This is a genomic window from Kitasatospora sp. NPDC042419, from assembly GCF_056437345.1.
Map to the genome: position 1 here is coordinate 1 of NZ_JBWKAW010000064.1, position 16,614 is coordinate 16,614.

General features: G+C 72.5%; 12 protein-coding genes. 8 read left to right on the plus strand and 4 right to left on the minus strand.

Going from position 1 to position 16,614, the window contains the following annotated elements; all coding sequences use genetic code 11:
• The 6 genes from AC067J_RS43075 to AC067J_RS43100 form a co-directional block, all read left to right on the plus strand.
• Positions 1–1,584, plus strand: a 1,584-nt coding sequence (locus AC067J_RS43075; RefSeq protein WP_478308330.1) for an alpha/beta fold hydrolase, incomplete at its 5' end; no start/stop codon positions are given.
• 306 nt (positions 1,585–1,890) lie between these two features.
• Entirely contained in the window at positions 1,891–2,751 is an 861-nt protein-coding gene (locus AC067J_RS43080; RefSeq protein ID WP_478308331.1) for an ATP-binding cassette domain-containing protein, read from the plus strand.
• Between the two features lie 309 nt (positions 2,752–3,060).
• On the plus strand, positions 3,061–3,549 hold the full coding sequence (locus AC067J_RS43085; protein WP_478308333.1) for a YbaK/EbsC family protein: 489 nt from the start codon (positions 3,061–3,063) through the stop codon (positions 3,547–3,549).
• Positions 3,550–3,919: 370 nt separating this feature from the next.
• Positions 3,920–5,503, plus strand: a complete 1,584-nt coding sequence (locus tag AC067J_RS43090) for an MBL fold metallo-hydrolase (protein ID WP_478308334.1) — start codon at positions 3,920–3,922, stop codon at positions 5,501–5,503.
• Between the two features lie 153 nt (positions 5,504–5,656).
• Entirely contained in the window at positions 5,657–6,676 is a 1,020-nt protein-coding gene (gene hppD, locus AC067J_RS43095; protein ID WP_478308335.1) for a 4-hydroxyphenylpyruvate dioxygenase, read from the plus strand.
• A complete protein-coding gene (locus AC067J_RS43100) occupies positions 6,676–9,129 on the plus strand; it encodes an aminotransferase class I/II-fold pyridoxal phosphate-dependent enzyme (RefSeq protein WP_478308336.1) in 2,454 nt (817 codons plus the stop codon). Before hppD ends, AC067J_RS43100 begins: the two co-directional genes overlap by 1 nt.
• A gap of 111 nt (positions 9,130–9,240) precedes the next feature.
• Here the strand turns inward: AC067J_RS43100 and sbnB are convergent, their stop codons facing one another.
• The gene (sbnB, locus tag AC067J_RS43105) at positions 9,241–10,266 is read right to left on the minus strand and encodes a 2,3-diaminopropionate biosynthesis protein SbnB (protein ID WP_478308338.1); all 1,026 of its coding nucleotides are present in this window, start codon (positions 10,264–10,266) and stop codon (positions 9,241–9,243) included.
• The gene (sbnA, locus tag AC067J_RS43110) at positions 10,263–11,246 is read right to left on the minus strand and encodes a 2,3-diaminopropionate biosynthesis protein SbnA (protein WP_478308339.1); all 984 of its coding nucleotides are present in this window, start codon (positions 11,244–11,246) and stop codon (positions 10,263–10,265) included. The genes sbnB and sbnA overlap by 4 nt, the downstream gene beginning before the upstream one ends.
• 269 nt (positions 11,247–11,515) lie before the next feature.
• Between sbnA and AC067J_RS43115 the strand changes: the two genes are divergently transcribed.
• Entirely contained in the window at positions 11,516–12,988 is a 1,473-nt protein-coding gene (locus tag AC067J_RS43115; protein WP_478308340.1) for an amino acid adenylation domain-containing protein, read from the plus strand.
• Between the two features lie 85 nt (positions 12,989–13,073).
• On the opposite strand, the gene AC067J_RS43120 is transcribed toward AC067J_RS43115, so the two are convergent.
• Both AC067J_RS43120 and AC067J_RS43125 read right to left on the minus strand, forming a co-directional pair.
• Positions 13,074–14,996 carry an ABC transporter ATP-binding protein gene (locus AC067J_RS43120; protein ID WP_478308341.1) on the minus strand — a complete coding sequence of 641 codons (1,923 nt, stop codon included), beginning with the start codon at positions 14,994–14,996 and terminating at the stop codon, positions 13,074–13,076.
• Between the two features lie 32 nt (positions 14,997–15,028).
• The gene (locus AC067J_RS43125; RefSeq protein WP_478308342.1) at positions 15,029–15,826 is read right to left on the minus strand and encodes an alpha/beta fold hydrolase; all 798 of its coding nucleotides are present in this window, start codon (positions 15,824–15,826) and stop codon (positions 15,029–15,031) included.
• A gap of 462 nt (positions 15,827–16,288) precedes the next feature.
• Here AC067J_RS43125 and AC067J_RS43130 point away from each other — a divergent pair, with 462 nt between their 5' ends.
• Complete coding sequence (locus AC067J_RS43130; RefSeq protein WP_478308344.1) at positions 16,289–16,504, plus strand: MbtH family protein; 216 nt, start codon at positions 16,289–16,291, stop codon at positions 16,502–16,504.
• Positions 16,505–16,614: the final 110 nt, after the last annotated feature.

Genomic DNA, 16,614 nt, shown 5'->3' on the forward strand with positions numbered 1-16,614 from the left:
TCCGCGGAGGTGTCGGGGGGTGCGGTGTCGGTGGGCCGTCCGTTCGCGAACACCCGGGCGTACGTGCTGGATTCGGGCTTGCGGCCGGTGCCGGTGGGTGTGGCGGGCGAGTTGTACCTGGCGGGTGCGCAGCTCGCCCGTGGATACGTGGGCCGTGCCGGGTTGACGGCGGAGCGGTTCGTGGCGAACCCGTTCGAGTCGGGTGAGCGGATGTACCGCACGGGTGATCTGGCCCGTTGGGGTGCGGAGGGTGAGCTGGAGTGCCTGGGCCGGGCCGACGACCAGGTGAAGGTGCGCGGCTTCCGGATCGAGCTCGGCGAGGTGGAGTCGGTCCTGGAGCGTCACGGGAGCGTCGCCCGGGCGGTGGCGGCGGTGCGCCGTGACACGTCGGGTGACGCGCTGCTGGTGGCGTACCTGGTGCCGCGGGAGGAGGGGGCGGAGCCGGACCTTGCCGGGATCCGGGCGGATCTGGGCCGGGAGCTGCCGGGGTACATGGTGCCGTCGGTGTTCGTCGTCCTGGACGAGCTGCCGCTGACCGCGAACGGCAAGGTGGACCGCAAGTCCCTGCCCGCACCGGAGATCGAGGCCCGCGAGGACTCCCACCACTCGGTCACCGCCTTTGAGGCGAACGTCGGTGCCGCCTTCGCCGAGGTCCTCGGCCTCGAAAGCGTCGGTGTGGACGACGACTTCTTCGCCCTCGGCGGGCACTCCCTCCTCGCCGTCCGGCTGGTGGAGAAGCTCAGCGAGCGCGGCGTCGAGATCGCGGTGCGGGACGTCTTCGCGGCTCCCACCGTGGCCGAGCTGCTGAAGCGGACGAGCCTGTCCTCGATGCGGGACGCGTTGGCCGTGCTGCTGCCGATCCGGGAGCGGGGCGAGCGGCCGCCGTTCTTCCTCCTCCACCCGGCGGGTGGCGTGAGCTGGTGCTACATGCCGCTCGTCCGGCACGTGCCGGACGACGTCCCGCTGTACGCGCTGCAGGCCCGCGGTCTGGACGGGGTCGACGAGGTCGCCGGATCCGTCGCGGAGATGGCGGCGGACTACATCGAGCAGATGCGGTCGGTGCAGCCGAGCGGCCCGTACCACCTTCTGGGCTGGTCGTACGGCGGCGTGGTCGCGCACGAGATCGCCGTCCAGTTGCAGGCGGCCGGCGAGGAGGTCGGGGCGCTGGTGATGCTCGACCAGTACCCGTGGGACCGCGCGCGGGACGAGGCCCAGGCGGCCGAGATGGCGGAGTTCGAGGAGGAGGAGCTGATCGGCCGGCTCGTCGAGATGGTGCAGCGGGAGGCTGGCGGCGTGCTCGGTGCCGTCACCGACGAGGAGTACAGGACCTTCGCGAAGGTCCTGTACAACGGGAGCCGGATCCGGCCCCGGCACACCCACGGCCGGTTCGACGGCGACGTCCTCGTGGTCGTCGCCGAGGAGGGCCGCGCGGAGGACGGGCCGGCCGCCGAGGCCTGGGCGGACTTCGTCACCGGTACGGTCTCGGAGGCCGGGGTGCCGTGCAGCCACTACGACCTCGCGAAGCCGGAGAACCTCGGCCAGGTCTGGGCCCAGGTGTCCGCCTGGCTCGGCTGGGAGGACTGACGCCGGGAGGCGTGCCGGGCGGAGCGGTCCCGACGGCCGCTCCGCCCGGCCGGCGCGGCGCTTCGAGGACGGGAGCCGGGTGGTTCGCGGGTGCGGCCCCGGGCGCGCGGCGCCGCCTGTTCGGCGGGTTCGCCGACGCGGTTCCCGGCGCGCCGGGTCGGCGGTACTCCTGCGCGTCGGCGCAAGGCCGGATCCACTCGTGGGCGCATCGGACCGCAGGTGTCAGCTGAGGGCTGACAAATCCCATCGGTTGTTGCGACCGGGGGTTGATGCGGTGCGCGCCCGGACCACTTCACCATGGTGATCATGATCGAGATAAGAGAACTGACGAAGTGCTACGGCGCGCTCGCGGCCGTCGACGGTCTGAGCTTCACGGCCGAGGCCGGGCGCGTCACCGGACTCTTCGGGCCGGAAGGCGCGGGCAAGAGCACCACGCTGCGGCTGCTGCTGGGCCTGAGCAGTCCGACCAGCGGCAGCGCCGCGATCGACGGCCGGGAGTTCCGGGACCGCCCGCCGGGGCCGCGCGAGGTTGGCGTGCTGCTGGACACCCACGGTGTGTACTGCCGCCACATCGGCAACACCGCCCGGGAGTGCCTGACCGGGCTGGCCGGGCGGTACGGGATCCCGCGCGTCCGGGTGGACCGAGTGCTGGAGGAGGTGGAGCTGGCCGAGGCCGAGCAGCGCCGGGTCGGCACCTACTCGCTGGGGATGCGTCAACGCCTCGGCGTGGCCTGTGTGTTGCTCGCCGACCCGCCGGTCCTGGTGCTGGACGAGCCGCTCAACGGGCTGGACCACCGGGGCCTGACCTGGGCACGCACCCTGTTCCAGCGACTGGCCGGAGAGGGGCGGACGGTACTCGTCGCGGGCCAGCCGCCGGTCGAACTGGCCTATCTGGCAGATGAGTTGGTGGTCATGGCGGGCGGTCGTAGGGTCGACGGGCAGCGGGCAGTGCTGCTTGCCGGCCGGGGCGGCCGGGTGCGGACCCGGGTACGGACGCCCGACGTCGCGGTGCTGACGGCCCTGCTGGTCGACGAGGGCGGGTCGGTGGAGCTGAACGACGACCAGTCGCTGACGGTGACGGGTCTGAGCGCGCGGCGCATCGGCGACGTCGCCTTCCTGAACGTGGTGCCGGTCTACGAGCTGGCCCCGGAGGCCCCCGGGTGCTGAGGCCGCACCCCCGCGCCGCGCGGCGGCTGTTCAGGGCGGGGGTGCCGCGGGCCGTCCCCGCGTTCCTATGATGACGGCTCGTCGACGTTCCTGCGCGCCCCACGAGTCGTGCGCGGATCTCCGAGCCGGCGGTCGGATCCCGCTGGGCATGCGCCACGACCGTCGGTCCTTCCCGACGGCGCCCATCTGCCTACGGAGAAACGGTGTACCGCCGTCCATGCTGCCCCCGAACCGCAGCCGCCCGCCCTGCACCGGCCCCGCCCGGGGCCGCCCGGCCCGTCCCTCCCGCCCGGCCGGAGGAGGCCCCGGATGACTGAGGTCCTCGACGTCTTCCAGCGCCTGAACGACCTCCTCGCCTCCGGCGAGGCCGCCTACCGGACCATTCCGCACGAGCCCGAGGGCCGGACGGAGGCCGCCAGCCTGCTGCGCCGCCACCCGCTGGCGCAGGCCGCCAAGTCCATCGTGGTCCGGGTGGCCACCGGCAAGCGCTCGCGCCGCTACGTGCTCGCGGTGGTCCCCGGGGACCGCCGCGTCGACCTGCCCGCCCTGGCCCGGCGCTACGGCGGCCGGGAGGCCTCGTTCGCCGTCCGGGAGGTCGCCGAGCGCCTCGCCGGAAGCGTCAGCGGGTCCATCGCCCCGTTCGCCTTCTCGCCCGAGCTGGACCTGCTCGTGGACGAGGGCCTGCTGGTCCACGACGAGATCTACTTCAACGCCGGGCGGCTGGACCTGTCCGTCGTGCTGTCCGTCGCGGACTACCTGAAGCTGGCCCGGCCCGCCGTCGGGGCGATCGCGGTCTGACGGCCGGCCGCCGGCCGCGGGCGGGCGACCGTTCAACCGCCGCGCCGACGCAGTTGCACACGGTCGGGCGGGGGCGTCCCGCGACCCTCGCGGCGCGCCCGCCGCCCGGCCGTGTTCAACATCCGTGCCCGGCCGCCGAGTATTGATCCGCCGCGTTGCCCCGGGTCATCCTGATTGCGGAGAGTGCGCTGCGTGCGGCGATCTCCGCGTGGCGAGGCGGATGTGTTTCGTCGGCTTCCAGGGCTCCCGGCCCGGGCCGATTCTCTCTGGTCGTCATCCCATCGCGGTCCGGCCGGACGCGCGGAACCCGGAAAGTGCTGTCCGGCCGATTTGTCAATTTCTTTGATTTCTTCTGGAGAGAGGGGCGCAGATGTCCGACGAGCAGCTGTTCCTGCGGTCGAAGGCCATCATCGAGCCACTGGTGGACAGGTTCTACGCCTGGCCGTACACCATCGCGCCGGTGCAGGCGGCGATGAACCTCGCGTTCCTGCAGCTTCCGCTGCTGGAGTCCTACCTGCAGTCCCCGCAGGTTCACGTCGCGGCCAGCAACAACCCGGAGCTGCGCGGCGGTTACTTCATCAACATTCCGGAGTCGCGCGCCGACGAGGTCCGCGACCTGGTCGCCGCGATCAAGCGCGACCGGGCCGACATGCTGCGCTTCGCCGAGGCCATCGCGGCCGGCCAGGAGATCCTGCGCGCCAATGCGACCGGTTTCGACCTCACCCCGCTCTACCCGAAGATGCCGGAGGAGCTCGGCGGGCTCATCGAGCTGGCCTACGACACCGACAACCAGGCGCAGATGCGCTTCATGGAGCCGGTGGCCTACAAGAGCAAGGTCTACGACGAGTCGCGCCAGTCGGTGCAGCTCTCCCTGGAGACCGGGATCGAGCGCCCGTTCATCCTGAGCACCCCGCGCCTGCCCTCGCCGGACGTGCTGGAGCTGGACATCCCGTTCCGCCACGCGGGCCTCACCGAGCTGTTCAAGGCCCGGGTGCACGGCACCACCCTCGCCCACCTGCGCGACGCGCTGGGCCTGGACGACGCCCAGGCCGTCCAGCTGTCCCGGCTGCTGACGGACCGCCCGAGCCTGTCCGAGGACCGCCACATCGAGGGCGGCGGCCGCATCCGCTACTTCGGACACGCCTGCCTGGTGCTGCAGACGCCCGAGGCCGCCATCGTCACCGATCCCTTCATCAGCGCCGACAACACCGCCGGCGACCGCTACACGCTGGACGACCTGCCGGACTACATCGACCTGGTGGTGATCACCCACGGGCACCAGGACCACATCGTCCTGGAGACGCTGCTCCAGCTCCGCGGCCGCCTCGGCGCGATCGTCGTCCCGCGCTCCTCGCGCGGCAACCTCGCGGACCCGTCGATGGCGCTGATGCTCAGGAACCAGGGCTTCAACGTGATCGAGGTCGACGACTTCGACGAGGTCGAGTTCCCCGGCGGCAAGATCACCGCGACGCCGTTCCTCGGTGAGCACTGCGACCTGGACATCCGCGCCAAGTCGACGTACTGGGTGGAGCTGGCCGGCAAGAAGATCTTCGTCGGCGCCGACTCCTCCGGCATCGAGCCCTCGCTCTACCGCTACATCAAGGGCCACCTGGGCACCGCCGACATCGCCTTCCTCGGCATGGAGTGCGACGGCGCGCCGCTGACCTGGCTCTACCAGGCGCTGCTGACCGTCCCGGTCACCAAGAAGATGAGCAACTCGCGCAAGCTGTCCGGCTCCAACGCTGAGCAGGCCGCCGCCATCATGACCGAGCTGGGCGCCCGCGAGGCGTACGTCTACGCCATGGGCGAGGAGGACTGGCTCGGCCACGTGATGGCCACCACCTACACCGAGGACACCTACCAGATCAAGCAGATCGAGGAGTTCCTCACCTGGTGCAAGGACCGCGACATCAAGGCCGGCCACCTGTTCAAGCAGCAGGAATGGCGCTGGTAGCCGCCCGAGGGCGGTAGGGACCGTCGGGGCGGGACACCGGGACTTCGTCGCCTGCGACGACCCGGTGTTCCCGCCCCGCCCGCTTGCCCGGATCCGCGAAGCCACGTCACCCACGAAGCGCCACCGGCCGTCGGCCGTTCAGGAGGTAGCACCATGGCTGTGCAGGACATCGTCTACGCCGAACTGTTCACCGCGGAGAAGGTCTCCGCCGTCGACTACTTCGTGTCGGCCCTGGGCTTCAGCAGAGTCGCGGACTCGGTGGAGGCCGACCGCAGCTCCGTGCTGCTGCGGCAGGGCGACGTACGGCTGGTGGTCACCTCGGGCCGCGGCGTCTGGGGCTTCCTCGACAACCACGGCGACGGCATCGCCGACCTCGCGTTCAGCTGCGAGGACCCGGCGGAGGCCGGCGACCGGGCGGTGGCGGCCGGGGGCGCGCGGCGCGAGGACGCCCGCGGCAACGTCGTGGTCTCCGGCTTCGGCGGCGTCTCCCACACCCTGCTCCCGGCCGCCGCCCGCTCCGGCGGTCCGATCGCCGACGGCCGCCGGTGGACCCCCTGCCCGGCGGGGCCGGCGGCCACGTCCTCGTGGATCCGGCTGCTGGACCACGTCGCGGTCTGCCTCGCGGGCGGCACCCTGGCGGACCACGCCGACTACTACCGGGACGCGTTCGGCTTCTCCCGCTACTCCAGCGAGTACGTGGCCGTCGGCGGACAGGCGATGGACTCCATCGTGGTCCGCAGCGCCTCCGGCCGCGTCACCTTCACCCTCGTCGCCCCGGACCCGGCCAAGCAGCCCGGCCAGCTCGACGCGTTCCTGGAGCGCAACGGCGGCCCGGGCGTGCAGCACCTCGCCTTCCTCGTCGACGACATCGTCGCCGCGGTCGGCGACGCCCGGGAGAGCGGCGTGGAGTTCCTCAACACCCCGGACACGTACTACGACCTGCTCGCCGAGCGCTTCGACGGGATGTCGGACCAGATAGCCGAGCTGCGCAAGGCGCAGGTGCTGGCCGACCGGGACGAGTGGGGCCACCTGCTGCAGCTGTTCACCCGCTCGCCCTACGACCGCAACACCCTCTTCTTCGAGCTCATCCAGCGACAGGGCTCCCGCGGCTTCGGCAGCGCCAACATCCGGGCCCTGTACGAGGCCGTCGAGCGCGACCGGCTCACCTCCTGATGGGCGGCACCGACCCCGTGGCCGCGAGCCCGCTGACCCCCGCCGAGTACGAGGTCCTGTCGCGCCGCCGGCTGGAGCCCGCCGTCTGGGACTTCCTGGCGGGCGGCGCGGGCGAGGAACGCACGCTCGCCGCCAACCTGGCGGTGTTCGACCGCGTCCGGCTGCGCCCCCGGGTGCTGACCGGCCGGGCCGCGCCCGCCACCGGCACCACGGTCCTCGGGCGGACCTGGTCCCTGCCGCTCGGTGTCGCGCCGATGGCCTACCACACGCTGGTCCACCAGGACGGTGAGGTCGCCACCGCCCGCGGCGCCGGCCGGCTCGGAGTCCCCCTGGTCGTCAGCACCTTCGCGAGCCGCACCTTCGAGGACATCGCCGCGGCCGCCGCCGCCCCGCTCTGGCTCCAGGTGTACTGCTTCCGCGACCGGGCCACCACGCGCGAGCTCGTCCGGCGCGCCGAGCGGGCCGGCTTCGAGGCGCTGGTGCTCACCGTGGACGCCCCGCACCTCGGCCGCCGGCTGCGTGACCTGCGCAACGGCTTCCGGCTGCCGGACGGCGTCGTCCCGGCCAACCTCCGCGGCGCGGACTTCTCCTCGCCGGGCGGGCACGCCCGGACCGAGTTCGACCCCTCCCTCGACTGGTCGGTGGTCGAGTGGCTGCGGTCCGTCAGCTCGCTGCCCGTGCTGGTCAAGGGCGTCCTGACCGCCGAGGACGCCAGGCTGGCGCTCGCGGCGGGCGCCGACGGCATCGTGGTGTCCAACCACGGCGGCCGCCAGCTGGACGGCGCCCCGGCGACGCTGGAGGTGCTGCCGGAGATCGCGCAGGAGGTCGCGGGCGCCTGCCCGCTGCTCCTCGACGGCGGGGTGCGCCGAGGCGCGGACGTGCTGGCGGCGGTGGCCCTGGGCGCCGACGCCGTGCTCCTCGGACGGCCGGTGCTGCACGGCCTGGCCGTGAACGGCGCGCAGGGTGTGGAGCACCTGCTCGGCCTGTTCGCCGAGGAGCTGACCGAGGCGATGACCCTCACCGGCACCGGCTCGCCCGCCGCAGCCGGTCCGGAGTTGCTCGCCGGTCCGAAGCTGCTGGCCGGTCCGGAGCGGCCCGCGCGAACGGCGCCCGGGCCGCGGCGCCCCGGCCCCGCCGGGCAGGACCGGCCGACCGGCGACCTGCGCCGCGACGAACTGCACGGCAGCCTCCGCGACCCCGTGCTCGACACCATGAACTTCCTCAACGAGGTCACCCAGCGCTACCCCGACGCGATCTCCTTCGCGCCGGGCCGCCCGTACGCCGGCTTCTTCGAGACCGAGCAGGTCTTCGGCTACCTGCGCCGCTACCTGGACCACCTGGCCGAAGGCGGCACCTCGCCCGAGGGCATCCGTTCGGCGATCTTCCAGTACGGCCCGACGGCCGGCCAGATCCGCGAACTGCTCGCCGACACCCTGCGGGCCGACGAGTCCATCGACGTGCCCGCCGAGTCCGTCGTGGTGACGGTCGGCGCCCAGGAGGCGATGCTCATCGCCGTCCGGGCACTGATCGCCGGCCCCGAGGACGTGCTGCTGGTCTCCAGCCCCTGCTACGTGGGCATCACCGGCGCGGCGCGGCTGTTCGACATCGTGCCGACGCCCGTCCCGGAGGCGCCGGGCGGTTTCCGCTGCGCCGACCTGGAGGCGGTGATCCTCGCCGAGCGGGCGCGCGGGCGCCGCCCCCGGGCGTTCTACGTGGTACCGGACCACTCCAACCCGTCCGGGACGACGATGCCGCTCGAACAGCGCCGGGAGCTGCTCGACCTGGCGGACCGTCACGACATCCTGATCCTGGAGGACAGCCCGTACCGGCTGGTCAGCCCGGGAAGGCAGCTGCCGACCCTTAAGGCGCTCGACCGCCGGCGGCGCGTGGTCCACCTGGGCTCGCTCTCCAAGACGCTCTTCCCCGGCGCCCGGGTGGGCTTCGCCGTCGCCGACCAGGTCGTCGTCGGCGCCGACGGCTCCACCGGCCTGCTGGCGGACGAACTCACCCGGATCAAGAGCATGGTGACGGTGAACACGTCGCCGATCAGCCAGGCGGTGGTGGCCGGGATGCTGCTCGCGGCCGGCGGGCGGACCGCGGAGTTCAACGCCGGGACGGCCGCGTACTACGGGGACGCCATGCGGGCCACCCTGCGCGAACTCGACCTGTGCTTCCCCGAGTCGGAGCGGGCGGCGCTGGGCGTCCGGTGGAACGAGCCGACCGGCGGCTTCTTCCTGGCCGTCGACGTGCCGTTCGTCGCGGACAACGCGGCGCTGGAGCTCTGCGCCGAGAAGTTCGGGGTGATCTGGACCCCGATGTCGTACTTCTTCCCGCAGGGCGGCGGCGAGCGCAGCCTTCGGCTCTCGGTCAGCTACCTGACACAGGATCAGATCGCCGAGGGAGTCGGACGGTTGGCCGACTTCATCCGCTCCACGGCCGCGGACCTGACCTGACCTGGTCCGACTGAGCTGACCGGCCTGCCGGCAGCCGGGGTGGGGGTGGTACGACGAAGGGCCCGCGGGGAACGCGGGCCCTTCGTCGTACCACCCCGGAGCGGGACCGGATCAGCCGTAGCGCTTCATCTCGTGGAAGAAGTCGGGGACGGTCAGCAGCGCTCCCGCCGCGCTGACCTCGTCGTAGACGAACTTGGCCACGGCCAGGTCGAGCACGCCCAGGCCGAACGGGGAGAACACGACGGGGCGGTCGGCCGGCGGAGTGGTCCGCCCCTCCAGCAGGTCGTGGAGGGTGCCGTCGACGAAGTCCCGGTTGCCGGTGAGCTGCTCGGCCAGGTGCGGCGAGGTGTTCGCCTTCAGGCAGTGGTCGACGTCGTCGACGAGGTTGTAGGAGGACAGGATGATCTCGGGGGAGAGGTCGCGCAGGGAGACGTGCAGGACCAGCGGGTTGTGGGCGAGGAGGGCGGGGTCGAGGATGTGCGGCTCGCCCGCCACCGTGGCGAGCACGATGAGGTCCGACCCCGCGATGAGCGACTCGGCGCTGTCGTGGATCGTCACCGGCCCGGCGCCGGCGCGGCCCAGGTACCCCTCGAAGCCCTCCGCGTGCTCCCGGGACAGGTCGAACACGCCGACCTCGTCGAAGGACAGGCCGCCGGCCACCAGGTAGGTGTGCAGGTAGCGGGCGATCAGCCCGACACCGACGAAGCCGACCCGGCGCGGCGTCACACCGCGCCGGTCCGCGAGCGTCACTGCCGCGAGCGCCGCGGAGGCGGCGGTCCGCGACGCGCTGATGACGGAACTCTCCAGGCAGGCCAGCGGATAGCCGGTCGCGGTGTCGTTGAGGATGACCACGGCGGAGGCGCGCGGGATGCCGGCGGCGACGTTCTCCGGGAACGAGGAGATCCACTTGATGCCGTGCACGTCCACGTCGCCGCCGACCGAGGCGGGGAGGGCGATGATGCGGGAGGACGGCTGCTCCGGGAACCGCAGGAAGTAGGAGTCGGGGTTCACCGTGCGGCCCTGGCCGTGCAGGCGGTACGCCTTCTCGACCGTCGCGGTGACCTGCTTCTCGCGGCCGCGCAGGGCGTCGACGACCTGCGCGCCGGAGATGACGGAGAACGAGGGGGCATTGGTCATGGGTGCGGGCTCCAGTGCGGATCGGTGGGGGGGTCGCTCTGGCCGAAGTGTTCGCGCAGCCAGAGGTCGTCGTAGATGGACGTGAGGTAACGCTCCCCGAGGTCGGGGGAGATCGCGACGGCCACCGGGGACTCGCCCGGGTACTTCTCGGCGAGCCAGCGGGCGGCGCCGCTCACCACCGTCCCGGTCGACCCGCCGAGCACGAAGCCCCGGGCCGCCAGGTCGTGGCAGGCGCGGATGGTGTCGGGTTCGGAGACGTGCACGACGTCGTCGATGCACGACTCGTCGACCAGTTCCGGACGCGTGCTGGTGCCCAGGCCGGGGACGACCCGGCGTTCCGGGACACCGCCGAAGGTGACCGAGCCGACGGCGTCGACGGCCACGATCAGGACGTCGGCGCGGTGCTGCTTGAAGTAGCGCGCGCACCCCATCAGGGTGCCGGTGGTGCCCGCGCCGACGAACAGCACCTCCAGGTCCGGGAAGCTGTGCGCGATGGCCGGCGCCGTGTGCTCGTAGTGCGCCCGCCAGTTGTTGGGGTTGGCGTACTGGTTGAGCCACACGTAGCGGTCGTCGGAGGCGCAGAGGTCGCGGACGTACTGGATCCGGCTGTGCAGGTAGCCCAGGTTGGCGTCCTGCGTCGTGATCACCCGGACGTCCGCGCCCAGCGAGCGCATCAGCCGCTGGGTGGTGGAGTTGCACCGGGGGTCGGTCACGCACACGAAGCGGTAGCCCCGGTCGGCCGCGATGATGGACAGCGCGATGCCGAGGTTGCCGGAGGACGACTCCACCAGGACCGAGTCCGGGCCGATCAGGCCGTCCCGCTCCGCGGCGTCGACCATCGCGGCGGCGGCTTTCAGCTTGATGGAACCGGCGAAGTTGAACCCCTCGCATTTCAGGTACAACGGCGTGCCGTTCACCCTGCGCAGATCCAGGTAGAGATCCTCGACATTGAATTCGTGCGGCGAACTGATAATGGGCATGGCGCCGGCCACCTCGGCAGGACGGAAATGGATGTGGGAAGCAGTCGAGACGACCGAAAGCCTGCATCAAGAGGCCGAGTTGACCAGCCCGGCACTCTGCTGTCCCCGGCCGGGAGCATATTCGCATCGCCTTGCCGAGCGGGCGATTTCGGTATCCGATCGCCCCCGGTATCGAGTACCGTACTTCACGGGAAGTGGCCCGACAAGATCCGGATATTCCCTGGACAGCTGACCGCGGATAAATGCCGCCGATCAAAAGGAGCGGATTCGTGAAGATCGAGGACGGCCTGCTCGGCCCCGCCGGACTGCCGGAACTGTCCATCGCCCCGGAGGAGCTCCGGCGAGCCCGGGCGCTGGCCCTCACCCGCGACCACCCGGTGGACCTCGCGGACGCGGTGATCACCCGGGTGGAGCGCTTCGCCCGGGAGCGCGACCGGCCGGCCGTCCGGGACGCCCGCGGCCGCCTCGGCTACGCCGAACTGGCCCGGGAGGCCCGCCGGCTGGCCGCCCTGATGGAGGCTTCGGGGGTCACCCCGGGCACCGTCGTCGCGGTCGGCGGCGAGCGCGGCACCACCGTGGTCGCCGCCTTCCTGGCCACCGAACTGCTCGGCGCGCTCTACCTGCCCGCCGACGGCAACTGGCCGGCCCGCCGGGTCGCCCAGGTCCTCGACCAGGCCGGCGCCGTCCTGCTGCTCACCACCGACCCGGACACCGTCTCGCCCTCGCTCGCCGAGGGCGCCGCCGAGGCCGGCGTCCGGGTCGTCCGTGCCGCGGAGGCCGCCGGACGCGAGCCGTGGCAGGGCCCCGCCCGGTCGACCGGCCCCGACCAGCCCCGGTACGTGCTGTTCACCTCCGGCTCCACCGGCCGGCCCAAGGGCGCGGTCGTGGAGCACCAGGGCATGCTCAACCACCTCTACGCCAAGGTCGTCGACCTCGGGCTCACCGCGGAGGACGTGGTCGCGCAGACCGCCCCGCTCGGCTTCGACATCTCGATCTGGCAGATGCTCTGCCCGCTGGTCGTCGGCGGCGAGGTCACCGTGGTCGCCGACGCGACCGCCCACGATTCGGTGGCGTTCGCCCGGCTCGTCGACGAACACGGGGTCACCGTCGTCGAGTTGGTGCCCACCATGGTCCGCCTGCTGCTGGACGACCTGGCCGCCGTCCCGGCGGCCGGCCGGCTGGCGGGCGTGCGCTGGATGCTCGCCACCGGTGAGGAACTGCCCACCGAGGTGGCCCGGCGCTGGCTCGCGGAGATGCCCCAGGCCGGACTGGTGAACGCCTACGGCCCCACCGAGTGCTCCGACGACGTCACCCACCACACCGTGCTCCCCGCCGACCTCGACCTGCTGCGCCTGCCGATCGGCACCCCGGTGGTCAACACCCAGCTCTACGTGCTGCGCCGCGAGGAGGACGGCTGGCAGGCCTGCGAACCGGGGGAGACGGGGGAGCTGTTCGTCGGCGGGGTCGCCGTGGGGCGCGGCTACGTCGGCGACCACGACCGGACCCGGGACGCGTTCTTCCGCGATCCGTTCCGCTCCGCGCCCACCGGGCGGCTCTACCGGACCGGTGACGCGGTGAAGGTCCTCCCGCAGGGGGCGCTGCAGTACCTCGGGCGCGTCGACCGCCAGGTCAAGCTCGCGGGGGTCCGGATGGAGCTCGGTGAGATCGAGGCGGTCCTGCAACGCCACCCGGCCGTGGGCGCGGTCGCGGTCGTCGTGCACGACTTCGCGGCCGGCCGCTAGGGCCGGCCCGCGGTTCGACGGCCACGGCGCCCCGGCCGACCGGTTCCACGGAACCGGTCGGCCGGGGCGCCGCGGCCGAACCACGTCAGTTCTGCCCCGCGCCGAGCACCGCCTTCTCCGGCGGCTCGTGCTGGGCGAACTGGGTGCGGTAGAGGTCGGCGTACAGGCCCCCGGCGCCCAGCAGCTCCTCGTGCGTCCCGCGCTCGCTGACCCGCCCGGCCTCCACGACCAGGATCTGGTGGGCCTCGCGGATCGTGGAGAGCCGGTGGGCGATCACCAGTGAGGTGCGCCCGGCCAGCGCGGTCCTGAGGGCACGCTGGATCGCCGCCTCCGCCTCCGAGTCGAGGTGGGCGGTGGCCTCGTCCAGGATCACCACCGGGGGAGCCTTGAGCAGCAGTCGGGCCAGCGCGATCCGCTGCTTCTCCCCGCCCGACAGCCGGTGGCCGCGGTCGCCGACCACGGTGTCCAGGCCCTCCGGGAGCGCGCGGACGGTGTCCCAGATCAGCGCCGCCTCGCAGGCTTCGACCAGCTCCTGCTCGCTCGCCCCCGGCCGCGCGTACTCCAGGTTGGCCCGCAGGGTGTCGTGGAACAGGTGGGCGTCCTGGGTGACCACACCGACGGTGTCGCGCAGCGACTGGAGCGTCAGGTCCCGGACGTCGTGCCCGTCCAGGCGGACGGTGCCCTCGGTGGGGTCGTACAGCCGGGGCACCAGCTGGGTGATGGTGGTCTTGCCCGCGCCCGACGGCCCGACCAGGGCGGTGAGCTTTCCGGCCGGGACGTCGAAGCTCAGGTCCCGCAGCGTCAGCGCCTCCTCCGGCGCCTCGTCGGCGTGCCGGGAGGCGGGGTGCCCGAGCGAGGCCAGCGAGTCCTGGTCGGCGCCCGGGTAGCGGAAGGAGACCTTCTCGAAGGTGATCGCGGGTGCGCCGCCGGAGCGCGGACCGGTGAGGCTCCGCGCCCCCGGGGCCTCGTCGATGTTGGGCTTCAGATCCAGGATCTCGAAGACCCGCTCGAAGCTGACCAGCGCCACCATGGCGCTCGCCTGCAGGCTGGACAGCTGGTTGACGGGGCCGTAGAGCCGCATCAGCAGGGCGACCATGGCGACCAGTGTGCCGAGCTCCAGGGAACCGTCGATGGTGAGCACCCCGCCGAGCCCGTAGACCAGGGCGCTGGTGAGAGCGGTGAGCACGATGGTGAGCACGCCGAGGATCCGACTGTGGATGATCACCGAGATGGCGATGTCGCGCACCCGGGCGGCCTTGTCGGCGAACAGCGCCGACTCGTCCCCCGCGCGGCCGTACAGCTTCGCGAGCATCGCGCCCGAGACGTTGAACCGCTCGCTCATCAGCGCGCTCAGGTCGGCGTCCAGCTCCATCCGCTGACGGGACAGCCGCTGCAGCCGCCGGGCTATCAGTCGCGCCGGCACGAAGAACAGCGGGACGACCACCAGGGCCGCGAGGGTGATCTGCCAGGACAGGTAGAGCATCGAGGCCAGCACCAGTCCCAGCGACAGCACGGTGGACAGCGACTCCGACAGCAGACTGGTCACCGCCTGCCGGGCCCCGACCACGTCGGTGTTCAGCCGGCTGACCAGCGCCCCGGTCTGGGTACGGGTGAAGAACGCCAGCGACTGCGCCTGGACGTGCGCGAAGACCTTGTTGCGCAGGTCGTAGACGACGCCCTCGCCGATCCGGCCGGAGAACCACGCCACCACGTAGACGGAACCGGCCTCGATCAGGGCCAGACCGGCGACGGCCAGGCACAGCCACACCACGACGTCCTTGCGCCCGGGCAGGATGCCGTCGTCGATGATCTCCTTCAGCAGCAGCGGGCTGGCCGCGGTGGCCACCGCGTCGACCACGGTGCTGGTCAGCAGCGCTGCCACGCTCCACCGGTAGGCGAGGGCGTACGGGACGATCCGCCGGACCGTCCCCTTTCTGACCCGGCCGCCGGCCTTCCTGTCGTCCTGGACCTCGGCCGGGTTCGGCTGCGAGCCCTTCCTCCATGCCATGTTGGAACCAACTCCGTGCTCGTCGGGGGCCGTCAGTGCTTGTCGAGGAACTCGATGATCGCCGTGTTGACCGCGTCGGGGTTCTCCAGGTTTCCGAGGTGGCCGCACCGGGGGATCTCCACGTAGTCGCAGCCGGGAATGGTGTCCGCGACCTCGGCGACCAGGTGGGGCGGGCAGATGAGGTCGTCGGCGAAGGCGATCGCGCGGCAGGGCACGTCGAGCGTGCGCAGGGCGTCGCGGCGGTCGCCGACGGTGTCCACCCCCTGCTGGCCGGGGGAGCTCTGGCCGGCGGTCAGCTCGAAGACCTGCAGCCAGCTGGAGGCGGCGGCGTCGTCGTTGAGCGTCGAGGGGGAGAGCATCTCCAGGACGGTGCGCACCGCCTCGTAGGCGGGCGGCAGGGTGATGCCGGATTCGGTCAGCGCGCGCTCCCCGGCCAGCATCATCCGGCGGGTGGCGTCCGAGCGGGCCCTGGTGGCGATGAGGACGGCGCAGCGCACCAGGTCCGGCCGGGCGAGCGCGACCTCCTGGGCGATCATGGCGCCCATCGACGTCCCGACGATGCGGCACGGCCCGAGGTCCAGCGCCTCGATCAGCCCGATGGTGTCGGCGGTCATCTCGGCGAGCGTGTATTCGCCGGGTGGTGCGTCGGAGGGGGCGATGCCCCGGTTGTCGAAGACGATCGTCTCGTACCCGGCCTTGTTCAGCGCCGGTGTCTGGTGCACCGTCCACACCCGGCCGGCCGCGCCGGAGCCCATGACGAGGAGCACCGGCTCCCCCCGGCCCGACCGCTGATAGGAGACCCGGATCCCGTTGGTGCTCACGAACGGCATGACGGTGCCTCCTCGCCGGCGACGGGTGCGGGCATGACGGCCTCCTGGGAGTCGAACTGGCGGTGGTGTGGAGCGGACTGTCCGCAGCCGGAGGAGAACCGCGCCCCTGTCACTGGCGTATCCCGGGGCGGCCGGAGCGGACGGGGTTCGGCCCCTCGCCGCGGCGTGGCAGCATTCCACGATGACACCTGGCCGACACGCCGATCAAGATCGGTCCGTCCCGGCCGAGTTCGCGGTCCGTTCCGCTGTTCAACCGGCGCGCCGGGCCAGTTGAACAGTCCGGCCGGGCGGGCCGGCGGCACCGGTTGACTCGTCGGCGCGGCTTGGGGACATAGTGGGCTCGCACGGGGCCCGGCACCGCGCCGGACGGCCACCGACGGTGGGGCGATTCCGGGTGAACCGCCCGGGTGAACGCGCACCATCGATGCGATCCAGCTCATGTATCCAAGAAAGGACGGCGTGGTGACGAATCCCTTCGACGACCCCGATGCCGAGTACCTGGTCCTGGTGAACGACGAGGGCCAGCACTCGCTCTGGCCCGTCTTCGTCGATGTGCCCGAGGGCTGGGAGTCGGTCTTCGGGAAGGCCGGGCGCCAGGAGTGCCTCGACTACATCGAGAAGTCCTGGACCGATCTGCGGCCCAAGAGCCTTGTCGAGGCCATGGCGGCGCAGAACTAGCCAGTCGTGGGGGGGGGGGGGGGCGGGGCGGGGGGGGGGGGGGGGGGGGGGGGGCGGGGGGGGGGGGGGGGGCGGGGGGGGGGGGGGGGGGGGGGGGGGGGGGGGGGGGG